The 20,054-nt window shown below is 69.9% G+C and carries 15 protein-coding genes; 7 read left to right on the top strand and 8 right to left on the bottom strand.

What is annotated here, in order from left to right; translation table 11 throughout:
- Positions 1–556: 556 nt before the first annotated feature.
- Entirely contained in the window at positions 557–1,864 is a 1,308-nt protein-coding gene (locus tag OG884_RS02005; protein WP_326641507.1) for an HEXXH motif domain-containing protein, read from the top strand.
- Here OG884_RS02005 and fxsT read toward each other — a convergent pair.
- Positions 1,861–4,398 (bottom strand): FxSxx-COOH system tetratricopeptide repeat protein, encoded by a 2,538-nt coding sequence (gene fxsT, locus OG884_RS02010; protein WP_326641509.1) that lies wholly within the window; start codon positions 4,396–4,398, stop codon positions 1,861–1,863. The two genes, OG884_RS02005 and fxsT, sit on opposite strands and share 4 nt — an antisense overlap.
- A gap of 253 nt (positions 4,399–4,651) precedes the next feature.
- Between fxsT and fxsA the strand changes: the two genes are divergently transcribed.
- From fxsA to OG884_RS02025, 3 genes are all read left to right on the top strand, one after another.
- Positions 4,652–4,831, top strand: a complete 180-nt coding sequence (gene fxsA / locus OG884_RS02015; RefSeq protein ID WP_326641511.1) for an FxSxx-COOH cyclophane-containing RiPP peptide — start codon at positions 4,652–4,654, stop codon at positions 4,829–4,831.
- A 77-nt stretch (positions 4,832–4,908) separates the two neighbouring features.
- A complete protein-coding gene (locus OG884_RS02020) occupies positions 4,909–5,784 on the top strand; it encodes an SIR2 family NAD-dependent protein deacylase (protein ID WP_326641513.1) in 876 nt (291 codons plus the stop codon).
- On the top strand, positions 5,781–7,766 hold the full coding sequence (locus OG884_RS02025) for a tetratricopeptide repeat protein (RefSeq protein ID WP_326641515.1): 1,986 nt from the start codon (positions 5,781–5,783) through the stop codon (positions 7,764–7,766). Before OG884_RS02020 ends, OG884_RS02025 begins: the two co-directional genes overlap by 4 nt.
- Here the strand turns inward: OG884_RS02025 and OG884_RS02030 are convergent.
- Both OG884_RS02030 and OG884_RS02035 read right to left on the bottom strand, forming a co-directional pair.
- The gene (locus tag OG884_RS02030; protein ID WP_326641517.1) at positions 7,702–8,517 is read right to left on the bottom strand and encodes a hypothetical protein; all 816 of its coding nucleotides are present in this window, start codon (positions 8,515–8,517) and stop codon (positions 7,702–7,704) included. The genes OG884_RS02025 and OG884_RS02030 overlap by 65 nt on opposite strands.
- A 369-nt stretch (positions 8,518–8,886) precedes the next feature.
- Positions 8,887–9,309, bottom strand: coding sequence for a DoxX family protein (locus tag OG884_RS02035; RefSeq protein ID WP_326641519.1), 423 nt, complete (start codon positions 9,307–9,309; stop codon positions 8,887–8,889).
- Between the two features lie 79 nt (positions 9,310–9,388).
- On the opposite strand from OG884_RS02035, the gene OG884_RS02040 reads away from it, so the two are divergent.
- Positions 9,389–9,892 (top strand): MarR family winged helix-turn-helix transcriptional regulator, encoded by a 504-nt coding sequence (locus tag OG884_RS02040; RefSeq protein ID WP_326641521.1) that lies wholly within the window; start codon positions 9,389–9,391, stop codon positions 9,890–9,892.
- Positions 9,893–10,139: 247 nt separating this feature from the next.
- On the opposite strand, the gene OG884_RS02045 is transcribed toward OG884_RS02040, so the two are convergent.
- Genes OG884_RS02045 through OG884_RS02060 form a run of 4 tightly spaced genes read right to left on the bottom strand, consistent with a single transcriptional unit; the run spans position 10,140 to position 15,943 of the window.
- On the bottom strand, positions 10,140–11,297 hold the full coding sequence (locus OG884_RS02045) for an acyl-CoA dehydrogenase family protein (protein ID WP_442811614.1): 1,158 nt from the start codon (positions 11,295–11,297) through the stop codon (positions 10,140–10,142).
- A gap of 2 nt (positions 11,298–11,299) precedes the next feature.
- Positions 11,300–12,253 carry a hydroxymethylglutaryl-CoA lyase gene (locus OG884_RS02050; protein ID WP_326641525.1) on the bottom strand — a complete coding sequence of 318 codons (954 nt, stop codon included), beginning with the start codon at positions 12,251–12,253 and terminating at the stop codon, positions 11,300–11,302.
- A 52-nt stretch (positions 12,254–12,305) separates the two neighbouring features.
- A complete protein-coding gene (locus OG884_RS02055) occupies positions 12,306–14,366 on the bottom strand; it encodes an acetyl/propionyl/methylcrotonyl-CoA carboxylase subunit alpha (protein WP_326641527.1) in 2,061 nt (686 codons plus the stop codon).
- 8 nt (positions 14,367–14,374) lie between these two features.
- A complete protein-coding gene (locus tag OG884_RS02060; protein ID WP_326641529.1) occupies positions 14,375–15,943 on the bottom strand; it encodes a carboxyl transferase domain-containing protein in 1,569 nt (522 codons plus the stop codon).
- Between the two features lie 92 nt (positions 15,944–16,035).
- Here OG884_RS02060 and OG884_RS02065 point away from each other — a divergent pair, with 92 nt between their 5' ends.
- A complete protein-coding gene (locus tag OG884_RS02065; protein WP_326641531.1) occupies positions 16,036–16,635 on the top strand; it encodes an SACE_7040 family transcriptional regulator in 600 nt (199 codons plus the stop codon).
- Positions 16,636–16,641: 6 nt separating this feature from the next.
- Here the strand turns inward: OG884_RS02065 and OG884_RS02070 are convergent, their stop codons facing one another.
- Positions 16,642–17,511 carry a universal stress protein gene (locus OG884_RS02070; RefSeq protein WP_326641533.1) on the bottom strand — a complete coding sequence of 290 codons (870 nt, stop codon included), beginning with the start codon at positions 17,509–17,511 and terminating at the stop codon, positions 16,642–16,644.
- A gap of 257 nt (positions 17,512–17,768) precedes the next feature.
- On the opposite strand from OG884_RS02070, the gene OG884_RS02075 reads away from it, so the two are divergent.
- Entirely contained in the window at positions 17,769–19,985 is a 2,217-nt protein-coding gene (locus OG884_RS02075; RefSeq protein WP_326641535.1) for a thiamine pyrophosphate-dependent enzyme, read from the top strand.
- Positions 19,986–20,054: the final 69 nt, after the last annotated feature.

The raw sequence follows: 20,054 nt of genomic DNA on the forward strand, positions 1-20,054 counted from the left end.
TTGATTCAGCCACGCGTCAGAGTCGTACAGCGGGATGACTCCTTCCGCCGCGGCGACACCCATCTTCCACCTACCCTGAAGTCAGCTTTCGGGCATCACATATAACGCCGTGTCGGGGGAGGCTGATCAACAGTGCGCGATTGGCCGCCGAACCCGGGTACCGGCAAGCCGCCCGCCCTCGACCGGAGACCGACGCCTTTTTACCGGTTTATTCGGAAGATCCGTAGTAGACGCAACCCTGCATGCAAATATTGCTATATGTACGAAATGGCAGGCTCTGGCTGGCATAGCCGCCCGCAGTACGTGCCGCAGGAGACCTTCGCCGCCGCGGCCGGGAGAATCCCCGAACACGTTCACCCGCGCCGACTCGACGGCATCGAGTCGGCGCGGCACGGCGGCGAACCGCTCCATGAGATCGTCCCGCGGGTCCGGCCGCGGGTCGACTCCGCCACGCACCTCCCAACGTGCCTACCTGTTTCTCCTCACCGGGCATATCGATAACACAGTCGGAGCCGATCCGGCCTTCCGATCGAAGAACGGGAATTGAGGGGGAACGATGAACCTACGCGAGCATCGGATTCCGGCAAAGGTGTTCTCGGAGCTGGCCCACGGCGGCGGCGGTGCCCCCGCGGTCGGCCGTCTGGCCGCCGCCCAGCACAGCAAGCACGTGCTTCTCGTACGCGGAGTGATGGAGACGGCTCGCACGGTCGATCATCCGGAAGCGGCGACCACCCGCCGCGCCTACGACCTGCTCGCCACCGTCCAGCGCCGTCACCCCGACGCCGTCGACACCGTGCTCCGCCATTCGGCGGTGGGTGCCTGGGCGCGGCGGACGATCAGGATGCTCCACGCGGGCGACGCCGCCGCGGCGCCAGGACAGCTCGCGGCGCTGGCCGCCGCAGCGGCGATCCGTTCCCGCACGGCCTGCGACGTCGACGTGCCCGCGCTGGACGGGGTGGTCACCCTGCCGTCGCTGGGTCAGGCGATCCTGTCACCGACCGTCTCCTGGGCCACCGTCGAGTGCGCCGCGGACGGTGCCGAGGTCACGGCGGACCGGACCGTCGTCCGAGTTCCCCGTGATCCCCGCCGGGACGCGCCGGGCTGGAAGGGCCTGCGCTCGCTGTACACCGAGGTGGACGGCATGTCGCTTCGCCTGATCATCGACGATCTCGACCCCTACCGGATGCCGGAGACGGCCAATATCGGCGAGCGGCTCACCGAGACCGAGACCGAGCGCTGGCAGTCGACACTGCACGCGGCCTGGGACCTGCTGGTGCGCCACCACCGGATCGTGGCCGAGGAGGTGGCCACGGCGATCACGGTCCTCACACCACTGGTCGCACCCCCCGGAGGCCAGTCGAGTTCGACCTCTCGGGAGACCTTCGGCTGCGTGGCCCTGTCGACGCCGCCGGACGCGGCGGCGCTCGCGGTCACCCTGGCGCACGAGACGCAGCACGCGAAACTCTCCGCCCTGCTCGACCTCGTCCCGCTGACGCTCCCCGACGACGGCTCCCGCTACTACGCCCCCTGGCGCGATGATCCCCGTCCCGTGCCCGGGCTGCTCCAGGGGGCGTACGCGTTCCTCGGTGTGTCCGGCTTCTGGATGCGCCAGCGCGACCTGGAATCGGGGGAGGCGGCGCTGCGCGCGAGTGCGGAGTTCTTCCAGTGGCGCGAGGCCGCCCGCCTGGTCACCGCCACCCTCCTCGGCAGCGGGCGGCTGACCCGAGCCGGTGAGAGCTTCACCACCGGAATGGCGCGGCGCCTGGACGACTGGTCGCGGGAGAGCGTGCCCGCCCGCGCGCGGGCCCTGAGCCGTGCACGCGCGGACGACCACCACGCGCGCTGGCTCGAACGTAACGGTTAGAGCGCGGGCGGATCGAAGTCGAAGTCGAGCCGCTCACCCCTCAGGGCCACCTTCGTATCAGGATGATCATTACCCAGCACCCGCTGGTAGCGCTCGAAGGTGTCGGCTTCCAGCGTGCCGGCCTCCTCGGTGTCACCTTCCGCCCGCATGTCCACGACCAGGTTGTTCGCGCAGGCCAGGGTGAGCGGGTGGTCCACCCCCAAAAGCTCCCGCAGCTGGGTCAGAGTCTCCTGGCCCAGCTGCCTGGCCGCCGGAGTGTCTCCCATGGCGGCGAAGTCGCTGGCGAGGTTGATCGCACAGGTCAGCGAGTAGTGATGCCCACGGCCGAGCGTACGATCGAGGCCCTCCAGGGATCTCCGGTCGAGCCGGCTCGCCTCTTCGATCTCTCCGTTGACCCGCAGGAGCAGCGCCAGGTTCATGTCGCAGCCGAACGTGAACGGATGCTCGTCCCCGTACCTTTCCGGGTAGCGTGCCGCGGTATCGCGCAGCAACTCCAGCGCCTCGGTGATCTCTCCTCTGGTGCGCTGCGCGTTGGCCAGGCACAGAGCCGCGGCGAGCGTGTCGTGGTGGTCACGGCCGAAGATGCGGTTCTCCCGCTCGTACGTCCGCTCGGCGATCTCGAACGCCTCGTCGATGAGTCCCGCCCTGCGCTTGGCGATGGACAGATCCTTCGCCACGCGCAGGGTCCATGGATGGTCGGGCCCCAGCTCCTGCACGCCGAACTCGTACGCGTCCTCGCCGAGGTCGCAGGCCTCGGAGTAGTCGCCTCTGAGCCGGACGATTCTGGCGAGGCCGTTTCTCGCCGCCAGCAGGACCAGTGAGCTCGACGTCGAGTCCGAGGAGCGTTGCTTCGTGTAAAGCACCTTTTGCAGCTCGAAGGCCTGCGGATAGTCACCGAGCAGCATGTAGTCCACGGAGAGATTGTTCATGGCGCGCAGCGTCCGGCGGTGATCGGGGCCGAACACCGCCTGGTGCCGGCCGAACGACTCCTTGTCGTGCTCCAGCGCGTCCGCGAAGTCGCCCCGCATCCTCATGTCGGCACCGTGGCTGTTGACAAGCAGGAGGGTCTCCTCGTGTTCGGGCCCGAGGGTCACCTGCATGCGTGCCAGGGTGTCGCGATTGAGCTCGAAGGAAGCCCGATAGTCGCCGAGCTCGCGCAGGACGATGCCGAGATGTCGCCGCGCGGAGAGCACATTCTGGTCATCTTCGCCGCTGTCGGCCCGCCACCTCCTGATGAAGCTCTCCACGAGCTCGACAGCCGACTGGTAACCACCCGACGAGTAGAGATAGCGAACGACGTCGAGGGCGAAGCCACGGACGCGGGGATCCCCGCTCTCCTCCACCAGCGCGGGCCTCATGTGGCCGAGCAACTCCGCGTAGCGTGGCCAGGAGCCGTTGTCGTCGGGCAGGCCCGGCGTCGCCGCCACCAGCAGGAGATGAACCTCCCTGCGGAAGGACACGTGCTCCTCGTCGCGCAGCTCGTCGCGCAGGAGCGCCTGGACCAGGCGATGCACCTGGATGGTCCGGTTCTCCGAGTCGATCCGCACCAGGGCGTAACGCCCCAGCTCCCTGATGGCCTTGCTCAGCAGGATCGGGTCGGCGAGGAGCGGGCCGAGACGCGATCCCTGCGCGAACTCCTCGGGAAGCACTCCGAAGACATCACGGGGTATCGGATCGGGGCCGAAGAAGGCGCAGCAACGCAGGACCTCCACGGCCTCGGGCAACTTCGCCTTGAGCTGTGACACCGACAGTGACCACGCCGCCGTCATGGAGAGCGGGTAGTCCGACGCCTTGTTGGCGTCGAGCAGCTGGACCGTCTGCTCGTCGAGCAGACGGAGGTACTGCCCGACGGACATCCCCGTCTCCGTCTGCAGGGCTCCCGCCTGTTCCAACGCGAGCGGGAGATCACCGAGTTGCTCGGCCAGCAGGTTCCTGTCGTCGAGACTGGTCGACCTCGGCACGCGCTTGCTGAGGAAGTCGATGCTCTCAGCCCTGCTGAAGACGTCGACCGGGACGGTGTCGACCACGCTCTGCCAGGCGTGGCTGCGCGAAGTGATCAGGACGTGCCCCGGACCGCGCGGGATGATGTCGTTGACGTCCTCCGGTTGCTCGGCGTTGTCGAAGACGAGCAGCCACCTGGAGTAGGGTTCGCCTCGGCGCAGGGCGTCCAGCACGGCCCTGGACGCCTCCTCCACTCCCATGGTGACGGAGGAGGACACGCCAAGGTGCGGAGCGAGCGCGGCCAGTGAGGAGCGCACCAGAATCGGCTGGTCCGCGGGAATCCACCAGACCAGGTCGTACTCGTGGCGGAAGCGATAGGCGTACTCGATCGCGACATGGGTCTTGCCGACACCGCCGAACCCGTGAAGGGCATGGGGCACCACCGCGGTGACCTCAGCCGTGACCCCGGTGTGCAGCTTGTCGAGCAGATCTTCACGACCGGTGAAGTTCTTGTTCCGCTGTGGGACCTTGCCCCAGATTTTGGGCTGGCGCCCCGTGGCCCGGGAAATTCCCGATGGCTCTGAAATGGACATGCGACCGCCTCCGCTCGCCCGATTCTCGTCCAGCTTAGACTCCCGGCGGACCGAGCGCATGTACGCTGAGGCCAGAGTCTCATGGCGACATACCAAAGAGAGGATAAGACGTGAATGTTTTCCTTCTTTATGATGCCAGGATAACCGGATACCCTGGGTTGGAAGCGCTCGGTGAGCGTGGAAAGATAATGGTGTAAGTGGTGCACGCGGCGTGAGTGGCTCGCGTGAACCGGCCACGGCCAGGGGAGTCCGCATGGGCGAGGAAGTCATCACGGGAGAGATCGATTCCATCGAGAGCGTTCTCATCGACGTCACCGGACTGAGTTTGACCGACCTTGATCATATAGATGATTCCCACCTTAAGCGTGCATTAAGGCGGATACTTGACAACGACGACACCGGACCGGCCGCCGGATTCACATCGTCCATATGAAAGATCTTGACTTCTGTGCAGCCATGACGGGAAATAGAGTCCTATAAGGGACTGTTTCCCAATGATCAGGGTGGCCCATGGATGATGTCGACTGGAAACGGTTGATAGACCAGCTCGGCAGGGGCGACTGCGCCCCTTTTCTCGGAGCGGGAGCCTGCGCCGGCACGCTTCCCACCGGCACCACCCTGAGCAACCAGTACGCCATGCGCTATGACTATCCGTTCGCCGACCCCGGCAACCTGGCCCGTGTGATGCAGTACGGCGAGGCCGTGGTGCGAGATCCGGTGGACCTCAAGGAGACGGTCTGCAGCCACCTCCGGTCACACGGGCGTCCTCCCGCGAGCGATCCCTGGGAGCCGCACCGGCTGCTGGCCGGCTTCCCCGTGACGACGTTCCTCACCACGAACTACGACGACTTCCTGGTCGAGGCGCTGCGGGCGGAGGGCAAGGAGCCCCACGTCGCCGTCTCCCCCTGGTGGAAAGCCGACTCCGCCACGCCCGTCCTGCCGGAGCCGACGGTGGAACGGCCCCTCGTCTACCATCTGCACGGAAGCTGGTCCGAACCGGCGTCGCTGGTGCTGACCGAGGCCGACTACCTGACCTACCTCGTCAACATGGTGGACGCGGTCGCGACCGACGGACGGCATCCGCTGCCGATCCCGATCCTTCAGGCGATGACCACCCGCCCGTTGCTCTTCGTGGGTTACAGCCTGCAGGACTGGACGTTCCGGGTGTTGTTCCACGGCCTGGTGCGCGGCACGCCCCGCAGCAACAAGCGGCGGCACGTGAGCGTGCAGCTGATGCCCGAGATCAACGGATCGGCGAGCGACGCGGAGAGCAAGGCCAGACGCTACATCACCCACTATCTCGACGGCTGGAACATCTCGATCTTTCTGGGGACCGCCTCGGAGTTCTGCGCGGAGCTCCTGCGGAGAATGGGACGGGCACCATGACAGGCGCGACTCACCAAAGCGACAGGGCCACCCACCCGTACGTGGGGCTACGCCCCTATGATCGCGGCGAGCACGCGCTGTTCTTCGGGCGGGAGCGCGAGGGCCGCGACATCGCCACCATCTGGCAGGCCACCGGTCTCACCGTGCTGTTCGGAGCCTCCGGAGTGGGCAAGACGTCCCTGCTGCACGCGGGTGTCCTGCCGCGCATCGAACCCGAACGCGCCGACGTTCTGCCCGTGGCCCGGGTGTCGCCCCGCGGGATCGTCTCACTGCGCCCGAGGGTCACCGGCAACCCGTACGCGCTGGCGCTGCTGTCGGCCTGGGCGCCGGAGGAGCCACTGCCCGTGCTGGCCGGGCTGACGGTCTCGGACTTCCTGGCCGGGCGCCCGGAACGCGTCGACCGGTACGGTGACCCGGTGCCCACCCTGGTCGCCGTCGACCAGGCGGAGGAGCTGTTCGGCGGTCCGCCCGACCGGGAGGAGGAGCGTCACGCGCTGCTGCGCCAGCTCGCGAGTGCCGTCGAGGAGCACGACGGGCTCCACCTGCTGCTCTCGCTGCGCGAGGAGTATCTGGCCTCCGTGCTGCCGTACGAGCGCCCGCTCGGCCGGGGCTCGCGGGCGCGGTTCCAGCTGCTGCCGCTGTCGCGCGCGGCGGCGCTCGACGCCACGACGAGACCCCTGGAGCGCACCGGCCGATCCTTCGCCCCCGGAGCCGCCGAACGACTCGTCGACGACCTGCGTACCGTCCCCTTCCTCAACGACGAGGGGCAGACGACCACGGTGACGCTGAACACCGTGGAGCCCGTCCAGCTGCAGGTCGTCTGCTCCGCGCTCTGGGACTCGCTGCCGCCGGGCCTGCGCGAGATCACCACCGAGCACGTGAACCTGCACGTGAACGTCGACCACTTCCTGACCGGTTTCTGCGAGCGGATGCTGGCGCAGGTCGCGGCCGAGTCGGGGGTCACGTCGAGCGAGATCCGCTCCTGGCTGCGCAGGACCTTCGTCACCGAGCACGGGACGCGCAACACCGTCTACGAGGGCCTCTGTGAGACGGCGGGCATGCCGAACGCCATCGCCGAGGCGCTGGAGGACCGTCACCTGCTGCGGGGCGAGCACCGGTTGGGGATCCGCTGGTACGAGTTGCAGCACGACCGCCTGATCGGCTCGGTGCGCCAGTCGCAGCACCCGGCGACCTACCTCGGCGACGCGCGGGCGGCACTGGCCAGGGGGAGCTGGGAGACGGCCCGCGGCCTCGCGGAGGAGGCGGTCCGCGCCTCGGGGCCCGGCGAGACGTGGGTGCGGGCCGAGGCCCTGGTCGTCCTGGGGGAGGTCGCGGCGGTGGGAGGCGAGGTGGAGGGTGCGCGGCGCCTCCTCGAGGAGGCGGCCGACGTGTTCGCGACGCTCCAGCGGTTCGACGGGGTGGCCTCGGCGCTGACCGCGGAAGGACGGCTCTGGCTGGCCCAGGGCCGGTACGACAGGGCGGTGGAGCAGTTGCGTGCCGCTCTCTCCTGGGTTCCCAACGACCTGCCCGCGCAACTGGCGCTCGGGGAGGCGCTGTGGCATCTGGGACAGCCGCGCGCCGCACTCGCCCTTCTCAACGGCGCCGTGGCGCTCGCGAGCGAACCCCCCGCCGAGGCGCTGGCGCTGCGCGGAGAGATCCTCGCCGATCTCGGAAGGCCCGGCGAGGCCCTGCGCGACCTGGATCGGGTGAGACGGCACCAGCGGCCCACCACGATCGCCGCCAGGGCGCTGGCCCTGGCCCTGGCTCAGCGGTTCGACGCCGCGGGACAGGAGATCCTCGACGCGACCGCCGACGAGTCGGACAGCGGTCCGGTCCTGCTGCGGGCCGCACGCGTCCACGCCCTGCTGGGTCAGCGCGCGACCGCCGAGGAGTTCGCCTCGCGGGCGCTCGACGCGGTCACTCCCGGGCTTCCGCCGCATCTCCGGAAGCAGGCTGAGGAGTTTCTCCGGAAAACGGCGTGACATCGGATCTCGCCGCCTCCCATATGTGGTTGAACTGCTCCACCCAGTAGGTGTACCAGCGCTCGTCGCGACCGCGGGTCAGCTCCAGGTGCATGCGTGACGAGGTCGACGGGTTGTGAAACCCGTGAATCTCCACGATGACCCGGCCCCGCGGGGTTTCCGGGTCGAGAAGCACAAGGCTGAATCCCGGACTGTAGGAGAGCAGGCGATACTCGAACTCACCCGCGGTCTTCCAGCCGTTCATCAGGCGGAGGCGCTCCATGGTGCTCTCCAGCGCGGCGGGAAGCCTCTGCACCGGAAACTCGATCGATTCGTCCAGCTGCTTCGCGGCCTGCTGGACCGCCGCCCTCTCCAGGGGGTCGAGAATGACGATCCTGACGCGTCCCTTCTCCCGCGCGAGCACCGTGTTACGCATGATCTCGCAGGTCTGCGCGGAGAGCAGATTGACCGCGGAGGGCGCGAACACGCGGACGTCACGCGCGTGGGCGAACAGCGACGACAGCGGTGCGATGTCGTATACCGACCGGTCGTTCAGGAGACTGTCGGGAGATTCGGTGAGCTCCGTGGGAAGGGTGATCCGGTAGAGCAGCAATCCCACTCCCGAGAGCAGGACCGCCCATCTGATGTCGTCATCCAGTGCGTCGCTGACAATTGACAGAAATGCGAAGCCGAAGACGACGATCGTGAGAGCGTACGCGTCGATGTGCTGCCGAGCCTTGAAATCACTGCCGATTCTTCGTAGCCACCGCACATCGACCCCCAGCCATTCGGCACCGTCGAAACAGCTATGCCCATTGTCGGGGGGCCAGGACCTCGTGGCGCCCGATGTTCCGGGTGACTTCAGGCCCTGTCCCGCGGAGCCTGCCGTGGCGAGGACCGGTCAGACCGGAGCCTGCCGTGGCGAGGACCGGTCAGACCGGAGCCTGCCGTGGCGAGGACCGGTCAGACCGGAGCCTGCCGTGGCGAGGACCGGTCAGACCGGAGCCTGCCGTGGCGAGGACCGGTCAGACCGGAGCCTCGCGAGGCGGCGGAGGGAGTCCCGGCGGGCCACGGTGACCGGCGGCAACACGGCGAGGCCGCCTGACCGGTCACGGCGGGCAGAGGATCCAGAGGGCCGTGCCTAGACCGCCACCGGACGGCGGCGCCCCTGCCTGAGACCGTCAACGGCGAGGGCACCACCACCGCTGAAGGCGATGGCCAGGGTGCCGGCGGCGAGGGCGAGGACGAACTCGTAGCCGCCCTCGCTCACCGAGAAGCCGGCCGCGGCGTGGGCGAAGACGATCGCGCCGAGCATGTCGAGCACGAGGAGAGTGCCGAAGACCGGCAGGGCCGCGCCCAGGATGAGCGCGATGCCGCCGACGACTTCGAGGACGGCGACCGCCGGAGCCGCGACGCTCGCCAGCGGGATGCCCAGCGAGTCGAAGAAGGCCGTGGTCTGGGCTAACCCCATGGTCATGAACTTCTGCAGCCCGTGGACCAGGAAGACCACACCGATGCCGATCCGCGCCAGCAGCAGGGCGTAGGGGCGTACTTGGTCAATCACGATGACTCCTCACTGTCATTCGAATTTGAACCAAACCCTAACAGTTGGTTCAAATTCGAACAAGCCATAAGATGTGCCGGTGAGCGACACGAGATGGCTCAGCGAGAGCGAGATGGCCATGTGGGTGGCCTACCTGTCCGCGACGCATCTGCTGGAGCGCCGCATCGAGGATCAGCTGAAAGCCGACTCAGATCTGACCCACGCCCAGTACGAGATCCTGGTGAAACTCTCCATGAGCCCCGACCGGCAGATGCGGATGACCAAACTCGCCCGCCGGCTGATCTTTTCCAAAAGCGGCCTCACCTACCAGATCGGGCAGCTGGAGAGGCGGGGACTCGTCACACGGGCGACCTGCCCCTCGGATGAGCGGGGCGTGCTCGCCGTACTCACCGAGGAGGGCCTGCGCTGCCTGAAGCGGACCGCCCCGAGGCATCTGGCCGTCGTGCGCGCCTTCCTGATCGACCGGCTCAGCCCCGAGGAGGTCGAAATCATGCGGCAGATCATGACGAAGGCCACCGCGGCCATGGAGGCGGCGCCGGCCGGCCCGCTCCGCGTCTCCGCGCCGGGCAAAAGCACAGGTTAACGCGCAGCTCTGGCCCAGGACCCCGGTTCTCGCTTTCGGCCACGGAACCGCGGGGAAGACGCGAGAATCCAGTACGGCTCGCACGGGGGGCATACCGTGCGAGCCGTACCGGATCAGGGCCGCACCACCGGGTCAGACGGCGGTGCAGCCGTCCGCCTCGCCCGGCAGCTTGATCCAGAGGAACGCGTCGATCGCCGAGCGGCCCTGCGCCCGCTCACGCGGCCGGGACCGCCGCCCTCTCGACGACTCAGAGGTCTCCGAGTCCCAACTGGCGGGCGATGAGCATGCGCTGGACCTCGCTGGTGCCCTCGCCGATCTCCAGGATCTTGGCGTCGCGGTAGAAGCGGCCGACCGGGTATTCGTTCATGAACCCGTAGCCGCCGAAGATCTGGGTGGCGTCGCGGGCGTTGTCCATGGCGGCGTCGCCGGCGACGAGCTTGGCGATGGCCGCCTCCTTCTTGAACGGCTCCCCCGCGAGCATCTTCTCCGCGGCGTGGTAGTAGGCCAGGCGGGCGGTGTGGGTGCGGACCTCCATATCGGCGATCTTGAACTGGATGGCCTGGTAGTGGCCGATGGGGTGGCCGAACGCCTGGCGCTCGCGGACGTAGCGCAGCGACTCGTCCACGCAGCCCTGGGCCAGGCCGGTGGAGAGGGCGGCGATGGCAACGCGGCCCTCGTCGAGGGTCTGCAGGAACTGCGCGTAGCCGCGCCCGCGCTCGCCGAGCAGGTTCCGTGCCGGAACCCTGCAGTCGTCGAAGGAGAGCCCGCGGGTGTCGGAGCAGTTCCAGCCCACCTTGGAGTACTTCTTGGCGACGGTGAGGCCCGGGGTTCCGGCCGGCACCAGGATCGTGGAGATCTCCTTCTTGCCCCCGGCCTGCTCGCCGGTGATCGCGGCCACGCCGATGACGCCGGTGATGTCGGTGCCGGAGTTGGTGATGAACGCCTTCGTACCGTTGATCACCCATTCGTCGCCGTCCAGCACGGCGGTGGTGCTCATGCCGCCCGGCACGTCGGAGCCGCCGCCCGGCTCGGTGAGGCCGAAGGCGCCCAGCATCTCGCCCGACGTCAGCCTGGGCAGCCACTCGGCGCGCTGCTCCGCCGTGCCGAACCGGTAGATCGGCATCGCGCCCAGCGACACCGCGGCCTCGACGGTGATCGACACGCTGGAGTCGACCCTGGCCAGCTCCTCCAGGGCCAGGCAGAGCGCGAAGTAGTCGCCGCCCATGCCGCCGTACTCCTCGGGGATCGGCAGCCCGAACAGGCCCATCGCGCCCATCTGCCGCACGATGTCGTAGGGGAACTCCTCGCGCTCGTAGAGGTCGCCGATCACCGGGGCCACCACGTCGCGGGCGAACGCCTCGACGGTCTTGCGTAGCTCCTCGTACTCGTCGGTCAGCTTGGGCATGGTCACTCCTCGACGTTCTCTACGGTGGTGCGGGACAGGCTCCCGGCCAGTGCCTGGACGACCCGCGACGGGCTGGGGCGGCCGAGCCTGTCGGCCAGCCAGGTGCTGGTCTCCACCAGCGACGGAAGATCGAGACCGGTCTCGACGCCGAGACCGTGCAGCATCCAGACCAGGTCCTCGGTGGCGAGGTTGCCGGTGGCGCTCTCGGCGTACGGGCAGCCACCGATGCCTCCGGTGGAGGCGTCGATCACGGTCACGCCCTCCCGCAGCGCGGTGAGGGTGTTGGCCAGGGCCTGGCCGTAGGTGTCGTGGAAGTGAACCGCGAGCCGGGAGGGGTCGCCGAAGGCCTCGATCAGCGCGGCGACGTGGCCCGGAGTGCCGACACCGATGGTGTCGCCGAGCGACAGCTCGAAGCAGCCCAGGTCGAGCAGCCTGCGCCCGACGGAGACGACCTGGGCGATCGTCGTCGGGCCCTCCCACGGGTCGCCGAAGCACATCGACACGTACGCCCTGACCTTCAGTCCGTGCGCCAGCGCCCGCGCGACCACCGGCTCGAACATGTCGAACTGCGACTCCAGCGTCCGGTTGAGGTTCCTGCCCGCGAACGTCTCGGTGGCGCTCGCGAAGACGGCGATCTCCTGGACTCCGTGTTCCAGCGCGCGGTCCAGGCCGCGCTCGTTGGGCACGAGCACCGGGTATCGCACACCGGGGACCCGCTCCATGCCCGCCAGCAGCTCTGCGGCGTCGGCGAGCTGGGGCACCCATTTGGGGTGCACGAAGCTGGTGGCCTCGATCACCCGGTGTCCCGCGGCGGCCAGCCGGGCGATGAACTCGGCCTTGACCCGGACGGGGACCACCGCCGCCTCGTTCTGCAGCCCGTCGCGCGGCCCGACCTCGTAGATCGTGACCCGCTCGGGCAGCCCCGCCGCCCCGATCCGCTGCGGCTCGCGCATCATGCTCCCTCGCCCTTCCCCGTCTCGGCCCTCAGGCGTCCCGGTACGACGCGCATCACGGCTCCTCCCCGCCGACCACGGCCAGTACGGCGTCCATGCCGACCGCCTGGCCCGTCCGGACCCGCAGCTCGGCGACGACCCCGTCGATCGGCGCGGTCACCGTGTGCTCCATCTTCATCGCCTCCACGATGAGCAGCGGCTGCCCCTCGGTGACCCGGTCACCGGGGGCCACCTTCACCACCAGGACGGTGCCCGGCATCGGGCTGCGGACCAGGCCGTCCCCCGGCCCGCCCGCGCCCGCCCTGTCACCGGGGTCGCCCAGGTGGCGGCGGGTGAACGCCCAGGCGTCGCCGTCGTGGCCGAGCCATACCGTGTCGCCGTCCCTGGCGACGGCGTAGCGCCTCGTGGTCTCACCGAGGGTGACGAGCAGGTCCTCGCCCTCGTCGGCCAGCAGCGCCCGTACTGTCCCGGCGCCGGCACCTGCGCCGTCGCCGGAGACGTCGCCGGAGACGTCGCCGGAGAGGTCGCCGGAGAGGTCGGCGGAGAGGTCGGCGGAGAGCAAGACCTCGGCACCGGAGGCGGGCAGGCCGCGCACCCTGAGCTCGCGGACGCCGTCGCGGCTCTCCAGCCGGTAGACGGTCCACGCCGCCTCGCCCAGCCGCCAGCCGTCGGGGACGTCCCACGGGTCGGCGGGCCCCGCGGGGACGTGCTCGTGGTGCAGGACCAGGGCCGCGGCGGCCAGGACGTCGTCGGGGACGCCCTCGCGGGCGACCAGCTCGTCGAGGTGGCGCTCGACGAGGCCGGTGTCAAGGTCTCCCGCGACCACCGCGGGGTGGCCGATCAAGGCTCGCAGGAAGGCGATGTTGGTGGGCACCCCGAGCACGGCCGTGGCCGCGAGCGCCCCGTCGAGCCGACGCAGGGCGCTCGCCCGGTCCGGCCCCCAGGCGATCACCTTCGACAGCATCGGGTCGTAGTCGCTGCCGACCACGCCCCCGGCCAGCAGGCCGGAGTCGACCCGCACGCCGGGCGGTTCGCGCAGCGCGAGGACCCGGCCGCCGGTCGGCAGGAAGCCCCGGAAGGGATCTTCCGCGTAGACGCGGGCCTCGACGGCGTGGCCGTCGAGCCGCACCTGCTCCTGGGTGAGCGGGAGGGGCTCGCCGGCGGCGACCCTGAGCTGGAGCTCGACCAGGTCCAGGCCGGTGACCAGCTCGGTGACGGGGTGCTCGACCTGCAGGCGGGTGTTCATCTCCATGAAGTAGTAGTCGCCGGTGGATCCCTGGACGATGAACTCGACGGTGCCGGCGCCGGTGTAGCCGACGGACCTGGCGGCCTCGACCGCCGCGGCGCCCATGGCGGCCCTGGTCGCGGCGTCGAGGAGCGGGGAAGGAGCCTCCTCGACGATCTTCTGGTGGCGGCGCTGGAGGCTGCACTCGCGCTCGCCCAGATGGATGACGCCGCCGTGGGCGTCGGCCATCACCTGGATCTCGATGTGCCGGGGGTTCTCCACGAACCGCTCGATCAGCAGGGTCGCGTCGCCGAAGGCGGCGGCGGCGGTGCGGCGGGCGGACGCCAGTGCCTCCGGCAGCTCCGCCGCGGAGCGCACGAGCACCATGCCCTTGCCCCCACCGCCTGCCGAGGGCTTGATCAGCGCGGGGAGGCCGACCCGCTCGGCGGCCTCGGCCAGGTCGTCTCCCGGCTCGGCTCCGCCGGGGACGACGGGGACGCCGGCCGCGGAGACGGCGGCCTTGGCGCGGATCTTGTCGCCCATGGCCTCGACGGCCTCCGGCGGCGGGCCGACGAAGACGAGCCCGGCCTCGGCGCAGCGCCTGGCGAAGGCGGCGTTCTCCGCGAGGAAGCCGTAGCCGGGGTGCACGGCCTGGGCGCCGGTCGCCGCGGCGGCGGCGAGGATGCCGTCGACGTCGAGGTAGCCGCCGGCGAGTCGCACCGCGACATCGGCCTCGCGGACATGCCGCGCCCCGGCGTCGGCGTCGCTGTGCACGGCCACGGAACGGATGCCCAGCCTCCTGAGCGTGCGGGTGATCCGCAGGGCGATCTCGCCGCGGTTGGCGACGAGGACGGTGTCGAACATCCGGCGGGGTGCTGATGGGTGGGTCATGGGTGCGATCACATCCGGAAGACGCCGTAGCCGACGGGGTCGAGGGGGGCGTTGGCCGAGGCTGACAGGGCCAGGCCCAGGACGGTTCGGGTGTCGAGGGGGTCGATGACCCCGTCGTCCCAGAGGCGGGCCGTGGAGTAGTAGGGGTTGCCCTGCTCCTCGTACTGCCTGCGGATGGCGTCGGGGTCGGCGTTGCCGACCGTGGACAGGACGTTGGCGGCCTGCTCGCCGCCCATCACCGAGATCCGGGCTCCCGGCCACATCCACAGGAACCGGGGCGAGTAGGCACGCCCGGCCATCGCGTAGTTGCCGGCCCCGAACGAGCCGCCGACGACCACGGTGAACTTGGGCACCCGGGCGCAGGCGACGGCGGTGACCATCTTCGCGCCGTGCTTGGCGATGCCGCCCGCCTCGTACGCCCTGCCGACCATGAACCCGCTGATGTTCTGCAGGAAGACCAGCGGGGTGTTGCGCCGGTCGCACAACTCGATGAAGTGGGCGCCCTTGAGCGCCGATTCGCCGAACAGGATGCCGTTGTTGGCGACGATCCCGACGGGGTGGCCGTGGATGCGGGCGAATCCGGTGACGAGCGTGCTGCCGTACTCGGCCTTGAACTCGCCGAACCTGCTGCCGTCGACGACGCGGGCGATGATCTCACGGACGTCGTACGGGGTGCGGGTGTCGGCGGGGACGATGCCGTACAGGTCGCGGGGGTCGCAGACCGGCTCCTCCGACGGCAGGCGTTCCCAAGGGGAGGGCGTGCGCGGTGCGAGGGTGGAGACGATGTCGCGGACGATCCTCAGCGCGTGGCGGTCGTCGTCGGCGAGGTGGTCGGTGACGCCGCTGACCCGGGCGTGCAGGTCGCCGCCGCCCAGGTCCTCGGCGCTGACCTCCTCCCCGGTGGCCGCCTTCACCAGCGGCGGGCCACCGAGGAAGATCGTGCCCTGGTTACGGACGATCACCGCCTCGTCGCTCATCGCCGGGACGTACGCGCCGCCGGCCGTGCAGGAGCCGAGGACCGCGGCGATCTGCGGGATGCCGCGCGCCGACATGGTGGCCTGGTTGTAGAAGATCCGGCCGAAGTGCTCACGGTCCGGGAAGACCTCGTCCTGCCTGGGCAGGAACGCGCCCCCGGAGTCGACGAGGTAGACGCACGGCAGGTTGTTGTGGAGGGCGACCTCCTGGGCCCGCAGGTGCTTCTTGACGGTGATCGGGTAGTAGGTGCCGCCCTTGACCGTGGCGTCGTTGGCGACGACCACGCATTCGCGGCCGGAGACGCGGCCCACCCCGGTGATGATCCCGGCGGCGGGTGCCTCGTCCCCGTACATCCCTCCTGCCGCCAGCTGGGAGAGCTCCAGGAACCGCGAGCCGGGGTCGAGGAGGGAGTCGACGCGGTCGCGGGGCAGCAGCTTGCCCCGGGAGACGTGCCTGGCGCGCGATTTCTCCGGGCCTCCCAGCCTCGCGGCGGCTACGCGTTCTCCGAGCTCGGCGACCAGGCGCTCGTTGACCTCGGCGTTGCGCCCGAATCCCTCGCCGCCCGGGTCGCAGGCGCTTCGCAGCACCGGCCAGCCACTCATGCGGGCCCTCCTCTGTACGGCTCCGTCGCCGCTGGGTTAACGGTCACTAACTCCACCGCAGATGTTAGTCATTATTAACGCTACCGTCTACCATGCGAGAGGTGACGACTGCCCAGACCCGTACCCGCAATCGCGGCTCGCGGCGCGCGGAGATCCTGGACGCCGCGGCGGAACTGTTCGCGGCGCGCGGCTTCCACGGCGTCTCGATCGAGGACATCGGCGGCGCGGTCGGCACCTCGGGTCCGGCCCTCTACCGGCATTTCAGCGGCAAGGAGGCACTGCTCTCCGAGATGCTGCTGGACGTCAGCGAGCACCTGCACACCTCGGGCACCCACCGTGTGACCGAGGCTGCCGACGCCGAGCAGGCCCTGAACGCTCTGCTCGGCTGCCAGATCGAGTTCGCGCTGAACCACCCGGCGCTGATCACCGTGCACGACAGGGAACTGGACAACGTGCCCGAGCCCGCCCGGCGGCGGATCCGCAGGTTGCAGAGGCTGTACGTCGAGGAGTGGGTCACCGTGCTGAGCGAGATCTACCCGGGCCGCCCCCAGACCGAACTGCGCGCCGCGACCCACGCCGTCTTCGGGCTGCTCAACTCCACACCGCACAGCGCGGGCGAACTGCCGCCCCCGGTGATGGCCGAACTGCTGCGTGGCATGGCCCGCGCGGCGCTGGCCGCACCCAAAAGTTAGCAACCACTAACTCGCGACGTGGGCACCCTTGCGCGGGGACACGAGCCAGGCCTGCGAGGGGTTCACCATGACCGTGCACGGCGCCTCGCGCAGCAGCATCTGGCAGGCCGGGCCGATGGCGAGGCCGGGCGGGTCGTCGCGCTCCCTGTCGGACACCACCAGCAGATCCGAGCGGTCGGCCGCGTGGCGGAGCACCTCGGCGTGGGATCCCGTCTCGATCAGGGTCTCCACCTCCAGCTGCGGATACCTCTCCTCCCACAGTGCGACGTTGGTGTTGAGGTGGACCGCCACCCGCCGGGTGTCGCCGGTGCCCTCAGGGCAGAGGCAGATCACCAGCAGCGTCGCCCTGCGCAGACTCGCCTCCTCGAAGGCCAGACCGAGCTCCGCCGAGTCCAGGTGCGCCTCCTCCACGGCGATCGCGACACGGCCGGTGCGCAGGTGGCCCGGCTGCCTGACGACGGCCACCGGGCAGCGGGCGTGCGAGGCGACCTGGACCGTTGTCGAGCCGATCTTCAGCTCGTCGAAGCCGCCGGAGCCGCGCGGACCGATCGCGATCAACTCGGCCGTACTCGACACGCCCACCAGGGCCGCCGCCGACGACCCCTCCACCAGCTGACCGCGCACCTGCACGCGGGGGGCCAGGTCGTGTGCCAGGGCCAGCCCCGTTTCCAGGACGTGCGAACCCATCCGCCGGAGGACCGCCGTGGTCTCGGAGGTGACGGAGAGCATCGGGTAGGGCCACTGCCAGGCGTGACACAGCAGCAGCGGGAGAAACCTGAGGCGGGCCTCCACAAGGGCCCACCGCAGTGCCCGCCTGCTCTCCGTGGAGTCGTCGTATCCGACGACCACCGGCCGCTCGTCGTCCCGTACCGGCATTGCGGCTCCCCTCCCGCGTCGCTCACCTTCCATACTTCACTGATCCTCACCCCCGGAAAGGCGGCCCTTCACAAGTCTTTCCTCGTTTTCCGGCTCGCACCGGCAAAGATTCCTCCTTGACCGCCGTTTCCGATGATCGGCGACAAACCCCGACAACCTGTCATGGACGACTGTCGAATGGGGCCGTTCCGCGCCCCGGCCGCACCAAAGATGTCAAGGTTGAGGACGGCGTCCGTCGATGGGGACATAATCGGGCTGTGGCGCGCGACACTGTTGAGACCCACTTCACCGAGGCCGTGGCCGCCCTCTCCCCCGGGGCGCCGCGCGATCCCGGCCTGCCCATACGGGAGGGCACGACCCTGACCGGGGCCCGCTGCCGCGAACTGTTCGAGTTCCAGCTCGGCAGCAGGCTGCTGGACGTCACCGCCCGCTGGCTCCGCGAGCAGGGGCTGGGCTTCTACACCATCGGCTCGGCCGGGCACGAGGGCAACGCCGCGATCGCCGCCGCGCTGCGCGTCACCGACCCCGTCCTCCCGCACTACCGGTCCGGCGCCTTCTACCTGACCCGGTCGGCGATGGCGGGACGGCTGCCCGAGGAGGGGATGCGCGACGTGCTGCTCGGCCTGACCGCCGCGGCCGAGGAACCGATGGCCGGTGGGCGGCACAAGGTCTTCGGCCATCCCGACCTGGCGGTGATCCCGCAAACCTCCACGATCGCCAGCCACCTGCCACGCGCGGTGGGTGTGGCCTTCGCCATCGAGCGCGCCCGCCAGCTCGGCCTGCCTGGACCATGGCCGGCCGACGCGATCGCGATGTGCAGCTTCGGCGACGCCTCGACGAACCACGCCAGCGCCCTGTCGGGGCTCAACACCGCCGCCTACGGCTCCTACCAGAAGCTGGCGCTGCCGATCCTGTTCGTCTGCGAGGACAACGGCCTGGGCATCAGCGTGCGCACCCCCGACGGCTGGGTCAAGGCCGCCCACCACCCGCTGTTGAGGTACTTCGAGGCCGACGGCTGCGACCTGGCCGACGTCCACGACGTGGCGTCGGCCGCCGCCGACCACGTCCGCGTGAACCGCGCCCCGGCCCTGCTGCGTGTCGGCACCGTCCGGCTGATGGGCCACGCGGGCTCGGACGTGGAGCTTTCCTACCGGACCAAACGGGAGATCGACGCCGACCTCGCGCGCGACCCGCTCGTGGCGACCGCCAGACTGCTCGTCGAAGCCGGTCTGATCACCCCCGACGAGCTGCTGCTCCGGTATGAGACGACGCGCGAGCACCTGTTCAAGATGGCGATGGAGAGTTCACGGCGGCCCCGGCTGGTCTCCGCCCTCGACATCGTCGAACCACTGGCCCCGCGCACCCCCGCGGCCGTCGCCGCGGCCGGCGCGAAGGCAGCCGCCCCCGAGACCAGGGCAAGGGCCTTCGGCGGCAGGCTCCCCGAGCAGGAGGGCCCGCTGACCCTCTCCCAGGCCATCAACCGCACTCTCACCGACTCCCTGGCCACCCACCCCGACGTGCTGGTCTTCGGCGAGGACGTGGCGCGCAAGGGCGGTGTCTACGGCGTCACGCGCGGCCTGCAGAAACGCTTCGGCCTCGGCCGGGTCTTCGACACCCACCTCGACGAGCAGGCGGTGCTCGGCCTGGCGCTCGGCTCAGGGGTCTCCGGCCTGCTGCCGGTGCCCGAGATCCAGTATCTGGCCTACCTGCACAACGCCCTGGACCAGATCCGCGGCGAGGCCGCGACGCTCCAGTTCTTCTCCCGGGGCGCCTTCCGCAACCCGATGGTGCTGCGCGTCGCCTCCTACGCCTACCAGAAGGGCTTCGGCGGCCACTTCCACAACGACAACTCCGTCGCCGCGCTGCGCGACATCCCCGGCCTGGTCGTGGCCTCCCCCGCACGCCCCGACGACGCCGCCTCGATGCTGCGTACCTGCCTGGCCGCCGCCCGCACCGACGGCAGCGTCTGCGTCTTCCTTGAGCCCATCGCGCTCTACAGCACCCGCGACATGTTCCAGGAGGGCGACAACGGCTGGCTCTCCCCGTACGCGCCCCCGGCCCGCTGGGCGGAGACGCACATCCCGATCGGGCGTGCCCGCAGCTACGGCGACGGCCGCGACCTGACGATCGTGACCTTCGGCAACGGCCTGCGGATGAGCCTGCGCGCCGCGGTCAGGCTCACCGCCGAGGGCCACGGCTGCCGGGTGCTCGACCTGCGCTGGCTCTCCCCCCTGCCGGTGGAGGATCTGATGCGGGCCGCCGAGCTGACCGGAAAGGTGCTGATCGCCGACGAGACCCGCCGTACCGGGGGGGTCTCGGAGGGCATCGTCACCGAACTGCTCGACGCGGGTTTCACCGGCAGGATCGCCCGGGTGACCTCCTTTGACAGCTTCATCCCGCTGGGCGAGGCGTCCAGGCACGTGCTGCTGTCGGAGGCCGAGATCGAGGCGGCCGCCCGCAAACTACTCGGCTGATTCCTCCGGATCCCGGCCAAGCTCGGCTGACACCCCTCCCCCCGCAGGCTCCGGAGCCCGTCGGGTTCG

It is taken from the genome of Streptosporangium sp. NBC_01755, from assembly GCF_035917995.1.
In the GTDB taxonomy this organism is placed as follows: Bacteria; Actinomycetota; Actinomycetes; order Streptosporangiales; family Streptosporangiaceae; genus Streptosporangium.

Excerpts from the sequence above, each read along its gene's own strand:
- OG884_RS02005 (WP_326641507.1), top strand. The coding sequence starts at position 557 with ATGAACCTACGCGAGCATCGGATTCCGGCAAAGGTGTTCTCGGAGCTG.
- fxsT (WP_326641509.1), bottom strand. The coding sequence starts at position 4,398 with ATGTCCATTTCAGAGCCATCGGGAATTTCCCGGGCCACGGGGCGCCAG.
- fxsA (WP_326641511.1), top strand. The coding sequence starts at position 4,652 with ATGGGCGAGGAAGTCATCACGGGAGAGATCGATTCCATCGAGAGCGTT.
- OG884_RS02020 (WP_326641513.1), top strand. The coding sequence starts at position 4,909 with ATGGATGATGTCGACTGGAAACGGTTGATAGACCAGCTCGGCAGGGGC.
- OG884_RS02025 (WP_326641515.1), top strand. The coding sequence starts at position 5,781 with ATGACAGGCGCGACTCACCAAAGCGACAGGGCCACCCACCCGTACGTG.
- OG884_RS02045 (WP_442811614.1), bottom strand. The coding sequence starts at position 11,297 with ATGCCCAAGCTGACCGACGAGTACGAGGAGCTACGCAAGACCGTCGAG.
- OG884_RS02050 (WP_326641525.1), bottom strand. The coding sequence starts at position 12,253 with ATGATGCGCGAGCCGCAGCGGATCGGGGCGGCGGGGCTGCCCGAGCGG.
- OG884_RS02055 (WP_326641527.1), bottom strand. The coding sequence starts at position 14,366 with ATGACCCACCCATCAGCACCCCGCCGGATGTTCGACACCGTCCTCGTC.
- OG884_RS02060 (WP_326641529.1), bottom strand. The coding sequence starts at position 15,943 with ATGAGTGGCTGGCCGGTGCTGCGAAGCGCCTGCGACCCGGGCGGCGAG.
- OG884_RS02065 (WP_326641531.1), top strand. The coding sequence starts at position 16,036 with ATGCGAGAGGTGACGACTGCCCAGACCCGTACCCGCAATCGCGGCTCG.
- OG884_RS02070 (WP_326641533.1), bottom strand. The coding sequence starts at position 17,511 with ATGCCGGTACGGGACGACGAGCGGCCGGTGGTCGTCGGATACGACGAC.